The sequence below is a fragment of the Brasilonema sp. UFV-L1 genome, assembly GCF_012912105.1.
Lineage (GTDB): Bacteria > Cyanobacteriota > Cyanobacteriia > Cyanobacteriales > Nostocaceae > Brasilonema.
The window spans coordinates 15,683-33,124 of record NZ_QMEA01000002.1; the positions used below are offsets into that span (position 1 = coordinate 15,683).

A 17,442-nucleotide genomic window follows, 5' to 3' on the forward strand; every position below is an offset into this window, starting at 1 on the left:
CTAAACTGTATTTAGCCATAACAACACAATCTATGACCTTGATTCTCACAAATGATGATGGAATAGACGCTCCTGGTCTTCAAGCGCTCCGCAAAGCTGTTAATGGTAAAGAAATAATTATTGCTGCTCCCAAAGATCATTTGTCTGGTTGTGGACATCAAGTCACTACAACTCGACCAATTCATGTCCATCGTCGTTCTGAGAACGAGTATGCGATCGCAGGGACTCCGGCCGATTGCGTCAGAATTGCTTCAACACATATTTGCCGAAATATCCAATTTGTGCTGTCCGGGGTTAATGCTGGGGGCAATATGGGAGTGGATGCTTACATTTCTGGTACTGTCGCCGCCGTGCGGGAAGCAGCAATGCACGGTATTCCTGGAATTGCAGTTTCTCACTATCGTAAAAAGAAGCTGAATGTAGATTGGGATGTACTAGCACGCTGGACGAGTTCTGTTTTAGCTGATTTAGTGAATCGTCCCCTCGAACCGGGAAGTTTTTGGAACGTAAATTTGCCTCATCTGCTTCCGGAAGAACCAGATCCAGAAGTTGTGTTTTGCCAGCCTTGTACTAAACCTTTGCCCGTCAACTACCGCATTGAGGGCAATGATTTTTATTACGAGGGTGAATATGCTAAGCGCGATCGTACTCCTGGCAGTGATGTTGAGATCTGTTTTTCTGGGAAAATAGCTGTCACTAAACTGAGGGTTTAAAACAGTACAAACTGACTAAACTTGGTGTCAGAGTCTAAATCTCTGACACTTAACACACTTTTTAAGCAAGAAATCAAAACAATGTTATCTACCTACAGGCATATTTTGAATTGAAGCTATAACCCAGTAGGAAGTATCAGCAAGGCGGATTTTGTCGGATAATCACTGAATCATCAAATTATTAATGACTTCCTCAAAAAGCCCCAACTCGACCAAAAATGATGAAAAATGTTTTCACAATCAGTAACAGGTCGTACATTGGATGCCATTTCTTCTGGTATTGCAAATCTAAGTCTACAACTTGCTCAAAATTTTTGACGTAAGAACGACCATTAATTTGCCACTCGCCTGTCAAACCTGGTTTAACATTTAAGCGTTGCCAGTGACGTTGGTTATAATGACACACTTCATCCTTTGTTGGTGGACGTGTCCCGACTAAACTCATTTCACCTACGAGAACATTCCAAAACTGTGGGAGTTCATCCAAACTTGTGCTTCTTAAGAAGCGACCAACCCTAGTCACTCGGAAATCGTTTTTATTTTTAAAAATTAATCCATCAGCTTCATTCTCCACCAAAGACTTCAACTTCTCCGCATCTGAAACCATAGAGCGGAACTTACGGATACAAAAAGAACGCCCGTATAAACCGTATCGTTCTTGTGTGAAGAAAATTGGACCTGGACTGTCGATTATAATTGCTATTGCGATTGGCACAAATACAATCGATAAAATAAGTAACCCTACTAAGCTCCCCACAATGTCTAAAAATCGTTTTAACCTGGAATTTATTGACGGGTGAGGAGTTAGTTGGAATTCCCAATTATCAGCAGTTACACCTTCAACAATTGTTGCGCAGGATATCTGATACATTGTTAAGCCAATTATATTTAATAGAGAGAATATGATTATGTAACGATAATTCGACTATAGACCTAGCTCACCACAAGGAAACTGAGTCTAACCGTAGATTTACTCAATCTTCATCAAGATTCTTGGGATCATGATTTTTTATAAATTTCAGTTAAAGCAAAATAAATATCTCTTATGCAAGATGGAAAATCGTTAGAAACATCAATGTCAAAGGTAATTGTGCTAACGTCTCCTACTAACTAAGTGCGTTAGCTAAAAACTTAAACTCATATTTCAAATGTGCAAAACTCAGACAAAGTATATCCTCCTAAAGACTTAATTTTACTCAAAAGTCAGTGGATGCTTCGTCTTGCAGGATATGCCCAGAAGTGAAAGTTGTCACAAAAGTCGAGAGTTACCATCCTCAAGGGAACAATAGCTTTATCTGTGAGTAAACGCTTTGTCAAAGGGAAAAATATGAAGGAAAGAATTTTTTGAAAGAAATGGTTTTCTGTTATGACATTAAGCTTCTCTTAGGTGTCCTTCAATACCACTGAGACGTTCTGAACCAAGGCGTCCATACCAGTGTCTTGATAAAAATCGCACATAATCTTTAAAAGACGGTTGGTGTTTAGATCTACTTATTATTCACTCACTCGAAAATCAACACCAAATTGGCTGTCATATTATCTTAAATGGGGGTGTAAAAAATGGTCGTAGCAGGAGTCGAAGCGAAAGTGAGTCGATTAGAATCAATTGTTGAACAAATTGGGGAAGCAGTACTTGCTACCACTGAAACAATAGAACGACTTGCTGACAGAGTAGATACTCTGAGTGCTCAAATACAAGAACAAGGAAAACAGTTACAACAGCAAGGATATCAGATTCTGGCACTGTGTGATGCCGTACAAACTCTTGCTGAAACTCAAGATGATTCTTTGCAAAAGCTCACTCAACTTACACAGACTTTGGATCGCTTGATGGCATTGAGTGAAGAATCATCTAAGTAAAATAGTGTACAGTAGAAACCGTGAAGAAATACAGTAGAAACTGTAAATAAAGTGTAAAGTCATAAGTCAGGACTTACGCACGCGTTATTAAAAACGGTTTTCAATTGTGTCTAATACAGTAAAAATGTTCCGGCGGAAGATTTTTACACATCGGGTGGACATTTGATTTGACTGAGAATCGCTATATTCATGAGAAAACTCTGACGAATGATTCATATAAAACTCCCCATCCTTAGATATCAGGTAGGGTGGGGATTTTTGATGAAAGGAAATCAATTTATGAAGCCTAACAACTAATGCAATAATTCCTCTATCTGATGCTGACTCCATAAAGTTCTGTACAGCCCAGGCTGTTGCAAAAGTTCTATCTGAGTCCCTGTCTGAACAATTTTACCCTTGTCCATCACGAAAATGCGGTCAGCTGTCGCCGCTGCAGAAAGTTGATGAGTAATGAAAATAACCGTTTTTCGTTGCGTACCACCAGAAAGATTTCTCAAGATGGCTGTCGCTGTTTGATTATCCACACTGGAAAGAGCATCATCCAAAATTAACATTGGGGCATTGACTAGCATTGCTCTAGCTAAAGCAGTGCGTTGTCGTTGTCCACCAGAAAGAGTAATGCCGCGTTCTCCAACTAGAGTTTCATATTTTTGGGGGAAATTAGTTATTTCTTGATGAATTTGGGCTGTTTTGGCAGTATGTTCTACTTCTTGTTGTTCGCTCACAGGATCGCCGTAGCGGATGTTATTCTTAATTGTTGTACTGAACAGAAAGCTGTCTTGGGGAACATAGGCGATCGCACTCCTTAAATCAGCCAAGACTATTTTAGTAATGTCTACTCCATCCAAAAACAAATGTCCCGGCTCAATATCCAACAATCTTGGGATAGCATTTGCCAAAGTTGATTTCCCCGAACCAATAGCGCCTACAATTGCGACAGTCTCCCCAGGAGCTATGGTAAAACTTATATCCTCAAGTGCTGGAGTCATAGACCCAGGGTAAGTGTAACTGAGATTTCTTGCTGTCAGTTCTCCTCTAACTTGCTCTAATGGTAAGTGAATCCTATCTCGTTCATCTTTGATCTTGGGTGTAACAGTTAAAATTGCTTCAATGCGATCAACACTCACTTCACCTCGTTGGTAAGCGGTGATCGTAAATCCTAATAGAGCTGTAGGAAAAACGAGACGCTCTACATACAAAAGTAGTGCTACAAAGTCACCAACAGCAAGGCTTCCATTCGTGATTCGCGTGGCTCCTAGCCAGATAATGATAAAAGAACTCACCGTAGCTAGTCCACCAATGAGTGGAAACAGTGTATTTCGACTTTTTGCGAGTTTCAAATTAGCCTCTAACAGTTGTCGATTTTGACTTGCAAAAGCTCGACGCTCGTTTTCTTCTTGAGAGTAGATTTTGATTAAAGCAATACCGCTAACATCCTCTTGAATCAATTCGCTCATGTCAGACAGCCTTTCCTGTACAGCTAACTGTTCTGTGCGTAAGCGCTCACTAAACAGATGCACCAACAAAAACATGAAAGGATAAACTGCTAGTGAGGCGAGTGTCAGATCCACACTCAGTGTTAGCATCACCGGTAATGTGAGAACGTAAGCAAATACAGTATTTGCCAAACTCAGGACTGCAAAACCCAATAACCGCCGGATATTGTCCACATCGCTTGTTGCTCGATTAATCAAATCCCCTGCGGTATTCGTCACAAAATAGGACGGTTCCAGTTTCAGTAAGTGTTCAAAAATTTGTTGTTTCAGGTCAAATTCCACCTGACGCCCCACACCAAATAGCCAAATCCGGGAGGCCATCCGGATAAGCCACATAGCTGAGCTAAATAATACAATTTGTATAATAAGATGTCTAACTTGATTGAAGCTGAATTCAACTGAGAGTTGGTCAACGCAAGCGCGAATCAACAGAGGAATTGATACACCCAAAGCATTCACAATCAACAAGGCGGTAATGCCAAATGTTGCTTCTCGCCAATAGGGGCGGAGGTATGCAAGAAGTTTTCTTAGTCGTCGTGAGTTTGCCATTTAAGCAATGACGCAACTTTATTAATCTTATTATGAACTACGAGAAGGAATCCTTTTTTGTATGCCTTGTGGAAACTTTGCCATTCTAGAGAAAATAAGGTCAGCCACAACTGTGTAACGTGGTGACCCTACTGTTGTATCATTGTTCTAAAAAGTACCTAACGACCACGTAGGAAGGTGTATATCTGGTTAAGATAACTTTCCCAAACTCGCGTTGTGACTTCGAGTGTCTCGGCATTCGGTACAAAATCTTCTAATCTTAACCCCCTTGTTCTAATAGCCTGTGGAGTTTGCAACAAATATGGTGTTGTTCTGATGTCAGACATTGTTGAGGCATTGATGATACTATCGCTGGCTACGATAGTATCTTGTCCTAGGGCGACAAGTGTCTCAGATGTTGATGTTGTTGGTATTGTAGACGAAGCTAGCCGCACGTTTTGGATAATTTCCTGATTGGCTAGGTATGGTTCGCCTACCATTGCGATCGGTGAGCGAACCAGGAAGTAAGCGACAGCGGGTGTGCTTGACAACAAAAGAATTGTCAGCGCCCAGCCGATTAAGTATCCTCCTGGTTTATCCAATGTTCCTCCGCTTTTCATCCTCTGTGCTGCAAAAATCATCAGCAAGATAGATGCTCCTAAAGGTTTGAGCGGAAATGACACTACCTTCCACAATGAGGCGACGGCTGGTTCATTAGGGTTAATGAACGACAGCAGTACCACAAGCAACATAATCACCAGGATTAGTCTCCCGACGAAAGTTCCTGAGGGATAAAATCTCTGGAACAAGGAGTATATGATAGTGCCAACAAGCAACCACAGTAACACCCGACTTAACAGTACAAACATAGATCGATGAACTCTCAAATCTTCTTTTGCGGTCGGTCTTAGAGGTTTTAGGCAGTGGGGTTATTGTACCGTCAAATTGTAATCGTACTGTTACCTGACTTCAAATACCTCACAGCCTCACACCACGATAACCATCGTAGTGATTTTAGAGCAATTTTTTGCAACTGCGTCTACTATCAGTAATTTTCCAGATTAGTAATCTGCCTTTTGTAAATTAAATTAATTTTAGTAGTCGTCAAATCAAGCAAAAGGAAAAACTATGTCGCCTGGAAAATCTACTATTTTGGTGACAGGGGGCGCTGGATACATCGGCTCCCATACAGTGCTTGCTCTCAAGCAGGCTGGTTTTGACGTGATTATACTGGATAATCTGGTTTACGGACACCGCGATTTGGTTGAAAAAGTTTTACAAGTAAAACTTGTAGTGGGAGACATTGGCGATCGCCCGCTGTTGGATGATTTATTCAAAACACATGATATAGCCGCTGTTATGCATTTTTCGGCTTATGCGTATGTAGGAGAATCTGTTGCCGATCCGGCAAAGTATTACCACAACAACGTTCTCGGCACTCTGATTCTGCTAGAAGCCATGCTCGCAGCATCTGTTAAGAAATTTGTATTTTCTTCTACTTGTGCAACGTACGGGGTGCCTGAAGTTGTGCCAATTCCTGAAGATCATCCCCAGAATCCGATTAACCCTTATGGTGCCAGCAAGCTCATGGTAGAGCGGATTCTCTCAGATTTTCATGTTGCTTATGATTTGAAATCAGTGCGCTTTCGTTATTTTAATGCTGCTGGTGCTGCTCCTAACGGCTTATTGGGAGAAGACCACAACCCAGAAACTCATTTGATTCCCCTTGTGTTGCAGACAGCCTTAGGTAAGCGCGAATCCATCTCGGTTTTCGGTACTGATTACCCCACGCCAGATGGGACGTGCATTCGGGATTATATTCATGTTAGCGACTTAGCAGACGCCCACGTTTTGGGATTGGAATATTTGTTGAAAGGTGGCGACAGCGAAGTTTTTAATTTAGGAAATGGCAATGGCTTCTCAGTCAAAGAAGTTATTGAAGCTGCAAAGCTCGTCACACAAAGAGATATCAAAGTTGTAGAGTGCGATCGCCGTCCTGGCGATCCACCAGCACTCATTGGTAGTGGCGACAAAGCCAGAAAAATCCTAGGCTGGTATCCACAATACTCTTCTCTTGAGGAGATTATCACTCACGCTTGGCAGTGGCACCAGATTCGTCATCAGTAGACTAGGAAGGAGAGAGGGAGGGAAGGAAAGATATTTTCCCACACTCCCACACTCCCCGTGGAAAAATTCGGTAAAAAACGGAGTCAGCCTTTGGTCTGTTTCACTGTCGGCACCCACGAGTACTCGTTCTAATAAGGCTGACTCCGTTTTTTATGGATTCATGCGTCCCCCACTCCCTTATCTCCTCTTCAACATTCGCAGGACTCCAAAAAAAACACCCGCCGCTAAAAAACCTGAGACGGCGATCGCCCACAATGGAATTCCCTGAGTTTGTTCTTCGGTTATATTTTGATTGACATTTTGCACATTTTGTGGACTATTGGTGACTGCCGAACCAGCTGCCACCGTAACTGCAAACTTTAACTCAAATGGCTGAAAACTCTGTCCACCATTTTTTGGTTTACCACGCAGCTGTAGCTGATAAGCTCCAGGTCTGGGAAAAGTTATTTCAGTACCAGGTACGCCTTGATACCGTTCAGCGGAAACAGGCTGTAAGGGCGGTTCGAGGAGTGGTGGTTCTTTAGGGGAGTGGGGTTCAGCGTAAACCACTAATTTACAATTACACTCTGCTAAGGGGATCATCTTTCCACCTTTACGAGTCAGAGCAAACCAGGTTTTTGCTGATTCTCCAGCGCGGGGATTATCATTCGGTTCAATGTGTAAAGTCGCGCCAACATCTGCTGAAGTCGTTACCTTATGGGCAATAGCTGGGTAAGCTATGGTTAGATATATACTTAACGAAATAAAGATTAATACATAAAAAATACGGTCAACAAACCTCATTCCAAGCTGTTTACCAAGGCTAAGCCGCCCAGAACTTAAGTTCTGAGCAAATAGCAAAACTCTTTTAAAGAAGACTCGAAAATCATATTCAGTCCACTTTAGTAGACTTAAGCTATAAGCCCAGGGTTTTTTAAATCCTTGGCATATGAATTTACTACGACTGTTTTGGGGGAACATAAAATTGCTGTAAAGATAACATTGACCAGAAAAAGCGCCAACGCACCAGCAAGACCAACAGTGTGACAATTCCCAGAAGCACTGCTGCCAATTTATGTCTCCAGCTAGATTGAAAAGAACCTAGATAGTGAGAGCCAATTATGACAGCATGGATTACGCTTAGTAGTAAAGCTGGCACGCTGAACAAATGAATAGCTCGCCAGCGTTTGCCTAAAAACTTCTGTAGACGGTCAAAACTGGTTAGGGCTGCGGGAGTCATTAGCACCAGTGCTACAGCACCTAAAGCCATGCCAAACTGATACTCTAGTGGCAAGAACAACAACGCTGCAAAATTCCATTGCAGTGAATGTTCCATCATATGGGTGGTGTGAGCCAAAGACAGCACAAAAGCACCGACTCCTAACGCACGACGGTAACGCAAAGGTGCTGCCCACAAGTAACTGATGGGACGAGCAACAAGCGCTAGAATCAAACAAACTAACGCCGCATGTCCGGTGTAATCTATCATTGTGTTGCCAGTCCGTAGCAGGGTAAGCACACCAATCGTGAGAGTCACCCAGCCACCCAAGCGAAACAATTGACTACGCCTGTCTTTACTGACCAACGATGTAGACACACCCACACCTAACATTGTAGGCAGAGTTCCTAAACCAAACGCCAGCATTGTTGCTGCGCCCATCCACAAATTTCCAGTTTCCGCAGCTTTAATTTGAGCAGCATACAAGAAACCACAAGGCATTAAACCCCAAGTAACACCCAAAAGGGCTGGTGTCCACCATTTGGTTTGTAGAGAAAGCTTCATCATCACCTGACTGAGATCGTTGTGTAAACGACCTTGCATAAGAGGGTGCAGCAATGGAATTTGAGGTAGAAACTCAGGTTTTATTTGTCTAATACCAAACCAAATCAGCAAAATGCCAGTCAGAATCGCCATCCATTGGCGTAATTCGCTACCAATCCCTGCCATTTGTCCACTAGCAAGTAATACCGAACCAAGAGCACCAATTCCTGCACCAACGAGAACATAGCTCAACATCCGCCCTAAGTTCAGTAGTGTGTGAAATTGCAATTGTTGTCGCCAATGGGAAGTTTCCTGCTTATGAGACAGAGAAAACGCAACTGCTAAGGGACCACACATCCCAACACAATGTCCAAAACTTCCTAGGAATCCTAGAGCCATGAGAAGTAATAAATTTACCATCTGTTATTAAAAATGAAAAAATGAAAAAATTAACAATGAAAAATATAAATTCTTAAATTTACACATTTCTGGAAATATGACAGTTTGAAGGAGAAGTCAGAATTCAGTAATGCTCATAATCTCGTTTGCAGGTAGAAGCTAGAAATGTCAACAGAGCGCTTTCACCGCTCTGTAAGGGAAGTTGAGCCTCTCAATGGGCATTCCCAGCCAGAGACTGGGAACGAGGCAATCTAAATTATTTATCTAAATTTTTTAGATTTAAACATTCTTGGAAATAGGAAAGTTTCATGAGGCACTTTAAATGAAGTAAGTTCTTTTGTCAAAAGACACAGCGTCAAACTTAGTGTTTGCGCTATCCTATGTCAGGTAACTACTCTCCCCCTAACCTTTTTGATTGATGAGATATATGAAAAAACGGTTTTGGTTGTTGCTTGTGCTACCAATGATAGTAGTTGTCATAGTAGTTACCAACACGTTTATTAAGCAGCACAGGGAGTCAGTGATTTACAATATTAGAGTTGAAAAAAATCTCACTGCAAATAAAGATACAAAGACACCAACACAGAAAGATACACAGACACAAAATTCTTCCGCGTCTTTGCACCCCCCTATTCCTGCTTCCTTACAAGTTTCTGCTGATCAGCTGTTCGCCCACGTTCAAAGGCTAAATTTTACACGACATACACCAGTCGAGCGATCGCGTACTCGCGCTTACATCACAACTGAACTCAAAAAAATCGGCTGGAAACCCAAGCTAGAGAAATTTCAAGACGGCGTTAACATCTTCGCAGAAAAACCAGGAACTGATAAAGATGCAGGAGCGATTTTGGTAGGTGCTCACTATGACACTGTTTATATCTCTCCTGGTGCAGATGACAACGCTAGTGGTGTTGCTGTGATTTTAGAAATTGCACGAATTTTTGGTTCGCGTTCCACCTCCAGAACGTTACAACTTGCCTTTTTCGATAAAGAAGAAGCAGGACTTTTAGGAAGTAAAGCTTTTGTGACAGACAAGAAACATCTGGAAAATTTGCAAGGCGTTATTGTTCTCGATATGGTGGGTTATGCTTGTCACACTCCTGGATGTCAAAAATACCCAACGAGTTTACCTGTGACTCCACCTAGTGATAAGGGTGATTTTTTGGCGGTGATAGGCGATACAGAACATTTACCGCTGCTTCATGCTTTTCAAAATTCACAGAAACTCTCAGCACTCTCTCTAAATAAGGCAAGTAAAAGGAGATTAACTCTACCATCTGTACTCACGCTACCAATACCTCTCAAAGGCTTGCTGACACCTGATACTTTACGTAGCGATCACGCTCCATTTTGGTATCAAGGAGTTGGAGCTGTCTTAGTTACTGATACCGCAAATCTACGGACTCCTCATTATCATCAGCCGAGCGATGTTCCAGCAACAATTGATCGCGAGTTTTTTGCCGGAGCAGCGCAGGTTGTTGTTAATGCTACTACCAAATTATTGCAAAATGGCAATTAAACAAAGAATTCAGCAAGTCCTGATTCAGGAGTCAGAATCACTTCTGTTGGGGATGCGCGACCCCAACCGATTGTAGACAACGCCAGATGCCTCAAGTCGGGAAACCCGCCCACGGCACTGGCTCCCGTATAGACGGTGGGGATGCGCGACCCCATACTCATCCGCCAGTCGCACAGAATTCATTCTGAATTCTGGCGACTGACACCTTCGTTCTTCTGTTAAGCAGATGAGTGTTTGATACTCGTGAATCAATTTTAATGATTTCATTCAACACATCAGTTAGCTTTATTGTCAATAAACTCTAGGTTTGACCCTAAGTAAGAAAAACAAGTAAGGAAAAAATTTCAAAATATGCCTTTTTTCTTGCCCAATTGGGTTTAAAACCCCGCTGTCAACGGGGGCGTTTGGCATTGTTGAGGGTTTGAATCCAAGGGCCGAAGTATTCCTTCTGCCCTCTGGCTTCTTCAAGAATTTTTATCTGATTGAATAGCAAAATATAATTTATTGAATTCTTGATTTGGTAATAAACCTATCGGGTCTAAAGCAAGATTATCTTTAATACCTTTAACAAGATACATATCAATTGCACCCTTATTTTTAGCACTAATTTTCCCTCGAGATTCAATTGAAAAAAAATCTTTAATTAACTCAAAAGTTGCTTGAGAAATATTAATGCCTCCAGGAATACCAGATGATTCCATCCTAGAAGCAGTGTTAACAGTGTCGCCCCAGACATCGTAAGCAAACTTCTTATGTCCAATCACACCTGCTAATAATGGTCCTGAGTGAATTCCAATACGAATATCCCAATATGGTTGATTCAAAAGTGCCTTCTCTTTTTTACGCCATTCCATAAACGTACGAATGTTGATAGCAGCTAACACAGCATCAATGGCATGGGTTTTGTTAGAAGTTGGAATTCCCCCAACACACATATAACTGTCACCAATCGTTTTCAATTTTTCCAAATTATGTGCTTCAATAAACTGGTCAAAACAAGAAAAACAGTAATCAAGTTCATCAACCAATTCTTGTGGAGTCAGCTGTTCTGATAACTCCGTAAAATTCTTAAAGTCTGTAAACAGAACAGAGGCAGATTCATAATGAACCGGCTTAACTGCACCAGTTTGCTTGAGTTCAGAAGCAATATCTATGGGTAGTATATTCAAAAGCAGTTTGTCTGTTTTGTGTTTTTCTTCTTCTAGTTGAAGATACAGCCGATTTAACTCTTCAAAGCGTTCAGCATTACGGATGGCTGCTGATAATTGCACGGCTAGTAAATAGCCAATGCGTAAATCTTCTTGAGTATAGGTTTTTGGTGCTGAAGTGGCAAAGTTAATCGTACCAAGCACCCGATTCTCCGATTCCAAAGGAATGATGATCTGCGAACTGTACTGACTCAGAAAACCGCTTGTAGAATTGTGATGAATGAGTCGGGCTTGCCCTGTTCTCAGACTAGTACCAACGACACCCATGTCTGTCATCTCAGAAAAGTTTATTTCGACAGTAGAACCAAACAATGTCACAATACGCCAAGAGCCTTTACGGTTGTGCAGGCAAACACTACAATGCTCGAAGTCTAATAACCATTTTGCTTGTTTCGCAACAACCCGCAAAATCTCATCTAGTTTTAGCGAACGATTAATTGCGATCGCAATTTCATTGACAGCTGCGATCCTACACGAAAGCGCTTGCGCTTCAGCAAGCAGGCGACGGGAAAGAAGCAACAGTTGTTGATAATCCTGTTGTTCCAGCCTACTAGCAATAGAGGCGGGGATAGAAGTCATAATGTATCAATTTCGAGTGAAATTGAATCAGTATATCTATTTATACTCGTAAACAAGTCTGCTGTCGCAATAATTTCAAATATTTCAGAATCGTCTAAACCTAAGTTCTGAAGATATTGGTAATCTTTACTCGTGAGTGCATGAGGTTCCATCGCAGCTTTTAAGCCAAAGTTAATCACTGCTTTGTCACGTTCAGGAAGCGGACAAGCTGCAAAATCTGAAACCAGGGTTGTTAAAACTTCCTCACTCATCCCTAATGATGATAATCCGTGCAAATGGACATTCAATGCATAAGGACTACTATTTGCTTGAGAAACAGCAATTCCCAGCATTTCCTTGAGTGTGCGTGGAATATCTCCTTTCAAGACAGTGCTGCGAAATTTCTTCCAGTTACCTTCCAACACTTCAGGATTGATTGCCATTGATTTAAATAAATTTGGTACAATACCAAATCCAAGTTCAACCATGATTTCTTCATAAATCGCTTTGACCTTGGAATCACTGAGCTGCTCGTATTCGATGATCGGAAATTTAGCCATTCTTGTTTGTATGCTTAGGGAACATCTTTAGAAAAAATGTTTAAAAAGTATCGCTTTTGTCATGCTGCACGAAAAAAGTGTCGTAAACGCCAGTGTGCGTACCTTTGGTACTGAGCATCTTTATTTAAAGCCAAAGCTCAAGATTCTTATAGTTTTAAACCCTTCAGGTACGCTGTCCTTATAGTTAATGACACATTTCACGTTTACAAATACGTTGCACGTGCTTCAAAGTGACTCACGCTTGTGCAGGAGATTACGTTTCGCTACGATTTACTCACCATGACATTTTTGACTTTCCAAACATCGTTTGAGATTTTTTACTCAAATAACTTTGTACTACTTCATACAATCTATGTCTTTATTCTAACAAAGTAGTACTGTGGCGAGCACCTGGTCAGTAGATAGTATATATGAATCTACTTTTCATAACCAACTTAATATACAATACCATAGTCTTTGTATAATTACGATAAATAATCTATCAAAAAGTATAATGTATAGTTGATTGAAATTTTGGTCAGTACTGAATCTTACTGAAAAATTTATACTATTGAAAAAAAATAGGTCATCAAAAAATACATTCAGACATTCAGAATTATGCAAGCAGAATATCGGCAGCGCCGTGAGCAGTTGATGTCAAAAATTGGGAATGGTACTGCAATCTTTCGCAGCGCGCCAACAGCCGTGATGCACAACGATGTTGAATACGCTTTTCGTCAAGACAGCGATTTTTATTATCTGACTGGGTTTAACGAACCGCAAGCAGTAGCAGTATTAGCACCATCACACTCAGAACATCGATTTGTGTTGTTCGTACAACCGAAAGATAGGGAGCAAGAAGTCTGGAGTGGTTATCGTTGTGGGGTAGAAGCGGCAAAACAGATGTACGGTGCAGATGAAGCATATCCGATTACTGAACTTGATGAAAAGTTGTCGCAGTATTTGGAAAAAGCTGATCGCATTTACTACCACCTAGGACGCGATCGCACTTTCAACGATACAATCCTGAATCATTGGCAGCATTTGATGCGGACTTATCCCAAGCGGGGAACAGGACCAATCGCCATTGAAGATACTGGTCCAATTCTGCACAGCATGAGATTAATGAAAAGTCAAGCAGAATTGGAGTTGATGCGGAAAGCTGCTGAGATTGCAGTTGAAGCACACAATCACGCGATGAAATTTACACAACCAGGGCGCTATGAGTACGAAGTTCAAGCAGAAATAGAATATATTTTTCGTCTGCGAGGTGCGCTTGGACCAGCTTATCCCTCAATAGTTGCTTCCGGAGTCAATTCGTGCATCCTGCACTACATTGAAAATGATCGACAAATGCAGGACAAAGAGTTGCTGTTGATTGATGCTGGTTGTGCTTATGGTTATTACAACTCTGATATCACGCGTACATTTCCAGTAGGTGGTAAATTTACGCCAGAACAAAAGACAGTGTATGAGATAGTTTTAGAAGCACAAAAGCAGGCGATCGCCCAAGTGCAACCAGGTAACCCCTACAAACAAATTCATGATACTGCCGTGCGCGTCTTGACAGAAGGCCTAGTCGAACTTGGTATCCTCAAGGGTGAAATCGACAAGCTCATAGAAGAAGAAAAATACAAGCCATACTATATGCATCGTACTGGTCATTGGCTTGGTTTAGATGTTCATGATGTGGGTGTTTATCAGCATGGTGATGAGAAACCACAGATTTTACAACCAGGTCAAGTACTAACTGTAGAACCAGGACTTTATATTGTCCCAGATACCAAGCTAGCAGAAGACCAACCAGAGACAGATTCACGTTGGGTTGGTATCGGTATTCGTATTGAGGATGATGTTTTGGTAACAACAACAGGTCATGAAGTGTTGACTGCTGGTGTGCCTAAGGAAGTCGCACAAGTAGAAAGATAAACACAAAGGTGGGCACAATGCTCACCTTTTGAGACCTCAACCTTGACTTTTTTGAATTCAAAATGGACCGGAGGCGGAGCGGCTCCGGCTCCGCTGCGTCCTTGCACTCTACGAAAATGTAAAATTCAAAAATGAAAAAACAATTTTGAATTTCTAATGAGCGAATTCAGCGTATGCGCAAAGCGCACGCCCAGAGGGCTAACGCGCAGCGTACCCTCCGCAACTTGCGTGGGGTATTTCATTTTGAATTTTGAGAGAAGTTGGAGCGGAGGTTTCCTCCGATCCAATCTATGCCCTCCGGGCACGCTGCGCTATCGGTGATTTTGAATTTTGAATTCCCCCGAAGGGGGTGACTTATCATTCGACTGCAGATTCTAACATCCGAATCGTCCCAGCATCAGCATCGATTTCGACCTCTAAACCAATAGGCAATGTCAGCACATTTTCAACATGACCAATCATCGCACCATACCAAGCAGGAATGCCGAGTGGTTGAATATGATCCCAGACAACTTCTTCTAAAGTGAGAGAACCGTAGTCAGCATCTGGTGAACAATTAGAACATTGTCCAAAAACAAAACCTGCGAGTTTGTCAAATAAACCTGCAATTTTCAAGTGAGTCATCATGCGGTCAATGCGGTAAATATTTTCGCCAGTATCTTCCAAAAATAAAATCGCACCGCTGAAATTGGGTAAGTAAGGAGAACCTACAATAGCTGATAAAACAGAAAGATTTCCACCAATCAGCCGCCCTTTTGCTTTACCAGAAGTGATGGTTTGTGTGCGATACTTAACCTGCACAAGACGATCAGAATCGTCGCCATCTTTCTGATTTTGAAAAGTTACAGCTTCACCGGTAAATAAAATACGGCGAAAATAATCTGTTTGAGTTTTTCTCCAAGAAGTCAATCCATTCGGACCATGAAATGTTACCAGGTTTGTCTGAGCATTCAAACCGAGAATTAAAGCAGTGATGTCACTGAAACCAACCAAAATTTTCGGATTTTTACGGATGCGCTGATAATCAAGATAAGGCAACATCCGGCTACATCCCCATCCACCGCGAATTGGTAAAATAGCGGCGACAGATGAATCACTAAAAAACTGATTAATATCAGCAGCGCGGTCTTTATCTTTACCTCCTAAATAACCATACCGTTCAAGTACATGAGGTGCGAGTCGGGGAACAAGTCCTAATCCCTTAACTGCATCTATGACGATATTAAGTTCTTCGCGGACAAATGTCGCACCAGCAGGACTGACAATACCCACAATAGACCCTGATTGCAAACGTTTGGGTTTCAATAGTGGTTTACGTGCTGCTTTTGCTAACTGAAATGGAGAGGCAAAAAATGAAGAAGTAGCGACTAAATTTAAAAGAAAATGACGACGGTTCATCAGAAAAAGTTTTTAAAACTTACGCATTAACAAGACAGACAAAAGATAGAGTAGCGTAAAAAAGGAAAAAAAAGGCGATCGCTAATCGCCGGAAACTTGAAAAAATGGATAATTGATACTGCCTGGTGTTAAGGGTAAAGTTCTAAAAAAACTCCCATCGATATCAGTAATAACCAAAAAACCAGTTTCCAGCAGCTTCTGGATCCACCCCACAGTACTCCTTTATCAGCTGCAAATACTCTTCTTTGGAAATATAACCGTCACCGTTCGCATCGAGTCGTTGAAAAATTTCTTCGTACCCACTCACATTAAAACCATATGCCGTGAGAAACTGCTTGTATTCTTCTAAATCAATTTTCTCATCACCATCAATGTCTATGACGTCAAACAAAGCCGGCATCGACTGTTCCCAAGCTGCTTCTTCAGAAGCATAATCTACAGCGAATTGCCTTCTGCAAGTTTCAAGGAATTCATCTAAAGAGATTTTATTGTCTTGATTAAGATCGGCGCAAACCCAGTATTTTTCCCACAAAAAGATAAGCTTATTATGCAAGTTTTCATACTCGGGTGAACCGGGTTTCCAGTCACGTATCGCCGCAAATCGAGCAGTAATTTTCTCATAGTCTTCTCGCTCTATGAATCCGTTTTTATCGGCATCTACGGCTTGGAAGAAAGCTATCCATTTCTTTTTTAGGAGTTCATCTATCATGAGTTAGACACCCTCACAAAAAGTCGTGCTTACTTTTCATTTCAACTAATACCACAATTTTTGTAAATTTTCAAATATTTTACAAAAAGTAGGAAAAATCCTTGTGAGGCGATCGCCTGCCTTACTCTACTCCGAAAATAAAGATTTTCATTCGTGGTGCTGTAACGCTATGTCTTTGCTTCGGCAAGTATAGATCTGAAGTTTTACAAAGTAAGTTCTTATCTTAAGCCGTTCGAGACTCTTTTTGTGAGTAAAGATGGTCGCAATATAATGCCCATGCAGCTCCAAATAAACCAGTTATAGAACCTGAGATTGCTGCCAAAAGACCCCATCCAAGTGGTCCAGTCCAATTAGTAATTTCCTTCAGTATTGCCGTACTTGCTTTGCCAACAATATAGGCTGTCCCCGTTGCTGCTACTGTTACAAAACCCAATTCCATCAACATTTCTGACAGTCCCTTACTGGATAAATCTTCTTCAAAATAAATTCTCCAGATACTGGTGTACATCAAAACATCAGATGCAGTTAATATAAACTGTTTCGGAATTTCTACGCCCGGAGTTGGCGCAACCGTGGCGCTACCACTACCAACAGCGTAGGTAGCAACTGCCAAAATAGCTTCTAATCTTTTTTTATCTAAACGACTCACAGTGTTACCTCTTTGGATAATTCAAAATTCATATTCCACTCATTCGCTCAACTTTATCCATTTGCGATT

16 protein-coding genes are annotated in these 17,442 nt (G+C 41.4%); 5 read left to right on the forward strand and 11 right to left on the reverse strand.

Features of this window, described 5'->3' with window-relative positions; all coding sequences use genetic code 11:
* The first annotated feature begins 32 nt into the window (after nucleotides 1-32).
* A complete protein-coding gene (surE, locus tag DP117_RS00830) occupies nucleotides 33-713 on the forward strand; it encodes a 5'/3'-nucleotidase SurE (RefSeq protein WP_169216448.1) in 681 nt (226 codons plus the stop codon).
* A gap of 193 nt (nucleotides 714-906) precedes the next feature.
* Here surE and DP117_RS00835 read toward each other — a convergent pair whose 3' ends face one another.
* A complete protein-coding gene (locus DP117_RS00835) occupies nucleotides 907-1,584 on the reverse strand; it encodes a sugar transferase (protein WP_169216449.1) in 678 nt (225 codons plus the stop codon).
* A 689-nt stretch (nucleotides 1,585-2,273) separates the two neighbouring features.
* Here DP117_RS00835 and DP117_RS00840 point away from each other — a divergent pair.
* Nucleotides 2,274-2,573: a hypothetical protein gene (locus tag DP117_RS00840; RefSeq protein WP_169216450.1), complete on the forward strand. Its 300-nt coding sequence runs from the start codon at nucleotides 2,274-2,276 to the stop codon at nucleotides 2,571-2,573.
* 293 nt (nucleotides 2,574-2,866) lie between these two features.
* Here the strand turns inward: DP117_RS00840 and DP117_RS00845 are convergent, their stop codons facing one another.
* Nucleotides 2,867-4,618, reverse strand: coding sequence for an ABC transporter ATP-binding protein (locus DP117_RS00845; RefSeq protein ID WP_169216451.1), 1,752 nt, complete (start codon nucleotides 4,616-4,618; stop codon nucleotides 2,867-2,869).
* Nucleotides 4,619-4,776: 158 nt separating this feature from the next.
* Nucleotides 4,777-5,466: a hypothetical protein gene (locus tag DP117_RS00850; protein WP_169216452.1), complete on the reverse strand. Its 690-nt coding sequence runs from the start codon at nucleotides 5,464-5,466 to the stop codon at nucleotides 4,777-4,779.
* 259 nt (nucleotides 5,467-5,725) lie between these two features.
* Here DP117_RS00850 and galE point away from each other — a divergent pair, with 259 nt between their 5' ends.
* The gene (galE, locus tag DP117_RS00855; protein ID WP_169216453.1) at nucleotides 5,726-6,724 is read left to right on the forward strand and encodes a UDP-glucose 4-epimerase GalE; all 999 of its coding nucleotides are present in this window, start codon (nucleotides 5,726-5,728) and stop codon (nucleotides 6,722-6,724) included.
* Between the two features lie 177 nt (nucleotides 6,725-6,901).
* Here galE and DP117_RS00860 read toward each other — a convergent pair whose 3' ends face one another.
* Nucleotides 6,902-7,507 carry a hypothetical protein gene (locus tag DP117_RS00860; RefSeq protein WP_169216568.1) on the reverse strand — a complete coding sequence of 202 codons (606 nt, stop codon included), beginning with the start codon at nucleotides 7,505-7,507 and terminating at the stop codon, nucleotides 6,902-6,904.
* Between the two features lie 154 nt (nucleotides 7,508-7,661).
* Nucleotides 7,662-8,885, reverse strand: a complete 1,224-nt coding sequence (locus DP117_RS00865) for a sulfite exporter TauE/SafE family protein (RefSeq protein ID WP_169216454.1) — start codon at nucleotides 8,883-8,885, stop codon at nucleotides 7,662-7,664.
* 406 nt (nucleotides 8,886-9,291) lie between these two features.
* On the opposite strand from DP117_RS00865, the gene DP117_RS00870 reads away from it, so the two are divergent.
* Entirely contained in the window at nucleotides 9,292-10,383 is a 1,092-nt protein-coding gene (locus DP117_RS00870; protein WP_169216455.1) for a M28 family peptidase, read from the forward strand.
* Here DP117_RS00870 and DP117_RS00875 read toward each other — a convergent pair.
* The 3 genes from DP117_RS00875 to DP117_RS00885 form a co-directional block, all read right to left on the reverse strand.
* On the reverse strand, nucleotides 10,380-10,538 hold the full coding sequence (locus tag DP117_RS00875; RefSeq protein WP_169216456.1) for a hypothetical protein: 159 nt from the start codon (nucleotides 10,536-10,538) through the stop codon (nucleotides 10,380-10,382). The genes DP117_RS00870 and DP117_RS00875 overlap by 4 nt on opposite strands.
* A gap of 309 nt (nucleotides 10,539-10,847) precedes the next feature.
* Nucleotides 10,848-12,170 carry an adenylate/guanylate cyclase domain-containing protein gene (locus tag DP117_RS00880; RefSeq protein WP_211175847.1) on the reverse strand — a complete coding sequence of 441 codons (1,323 nt, stop codon included), beginning with the start codon at nucleotides 12,168-12,170 and terminating at the stop codon, nucleotides 10,848-10,850.
* On the reverse strand, nucleotides 12,167-12,709 hold the full coding sequence (locus DP117_RS00885) for a peroxidase-related enzyme (RefSeq protein WP_169216457.1): 543 nt from the start codon (nucleotides 12,707-12,709) through the stop codon (nucleotides 12,167-12,169). Before DP117_RS00885 ends, DP117_RS00880 begins: the two co-directional genes overlap by 4 nt.
* Nucleotides 12,710-13,306: 597 nt before the next feature.
* Here DP117_RS00885 and pepP point away from each other — a divergent pair.
* Nucleotides 13,307-14,617: a Xaa-Pro aminopeptidase gene (gene pepP / locus DP117_RS00890; RefSeq protein ID WP_169216458.1), complete on the forward strand. Its 1,311-nt coding sequence runs from the start codon at nucleotides 13,307-13,309 to the stop codon at nucleotides 14,615-14,617.
* Nucleotides 14,618-14,974: 357 nt separating this feature from the next.
* Here the strand turns inward: pepP and DP117_RS00895 are convergent, their stop codons facing one another.
* The 3 genes from DP117_RS00895 to DP117_RS00905 all read right to left on the reverse strand — a co-directional run bounded on the left by DP117_RS00895 (nucleotide 14,975) and on the right by DP117_RS00905 (nucleotide 17,373).
* Nucleotides 14,975-16,015, reverse strand: coding sequence for an LD-carboxypeptidase (locus DP117_RS00895; protein WP_169216459.1), 1,041 nt, complete (start codon nucleotides 16,013-16,015; stop codon nucleotides 14,975-14,977).
* 163 nt (nucleotides 16,016-16,178) lie between these two features.
* Complete coding sequence (locus DP117_RS00900) at nucleotides 16,179-16,724, reverse strand: EF-hand domain-containing protein (protein ID WP_169216460.1); 546 nt, start codon at nucleotides 16,722-16,724, stop codon at nucleotides 16,179-16,181.
* A 223-nt stretch (nucleotides 16,725-16,947) separates the two neighbouring features.
* Nucleotides 16,948-17,373 (reverse strand): hypothetical protein, encoded by a 426-nt coding sequence (locus DP117_RS00905; protein WP_169216461.1) that lies wholly within the window; start codon nucleotides 17,371-17,373, stop codon nucleotides 16,948-16,950.
* Nucleotides 17,374-17,442 lie beyond the last annotated feature (69 nt).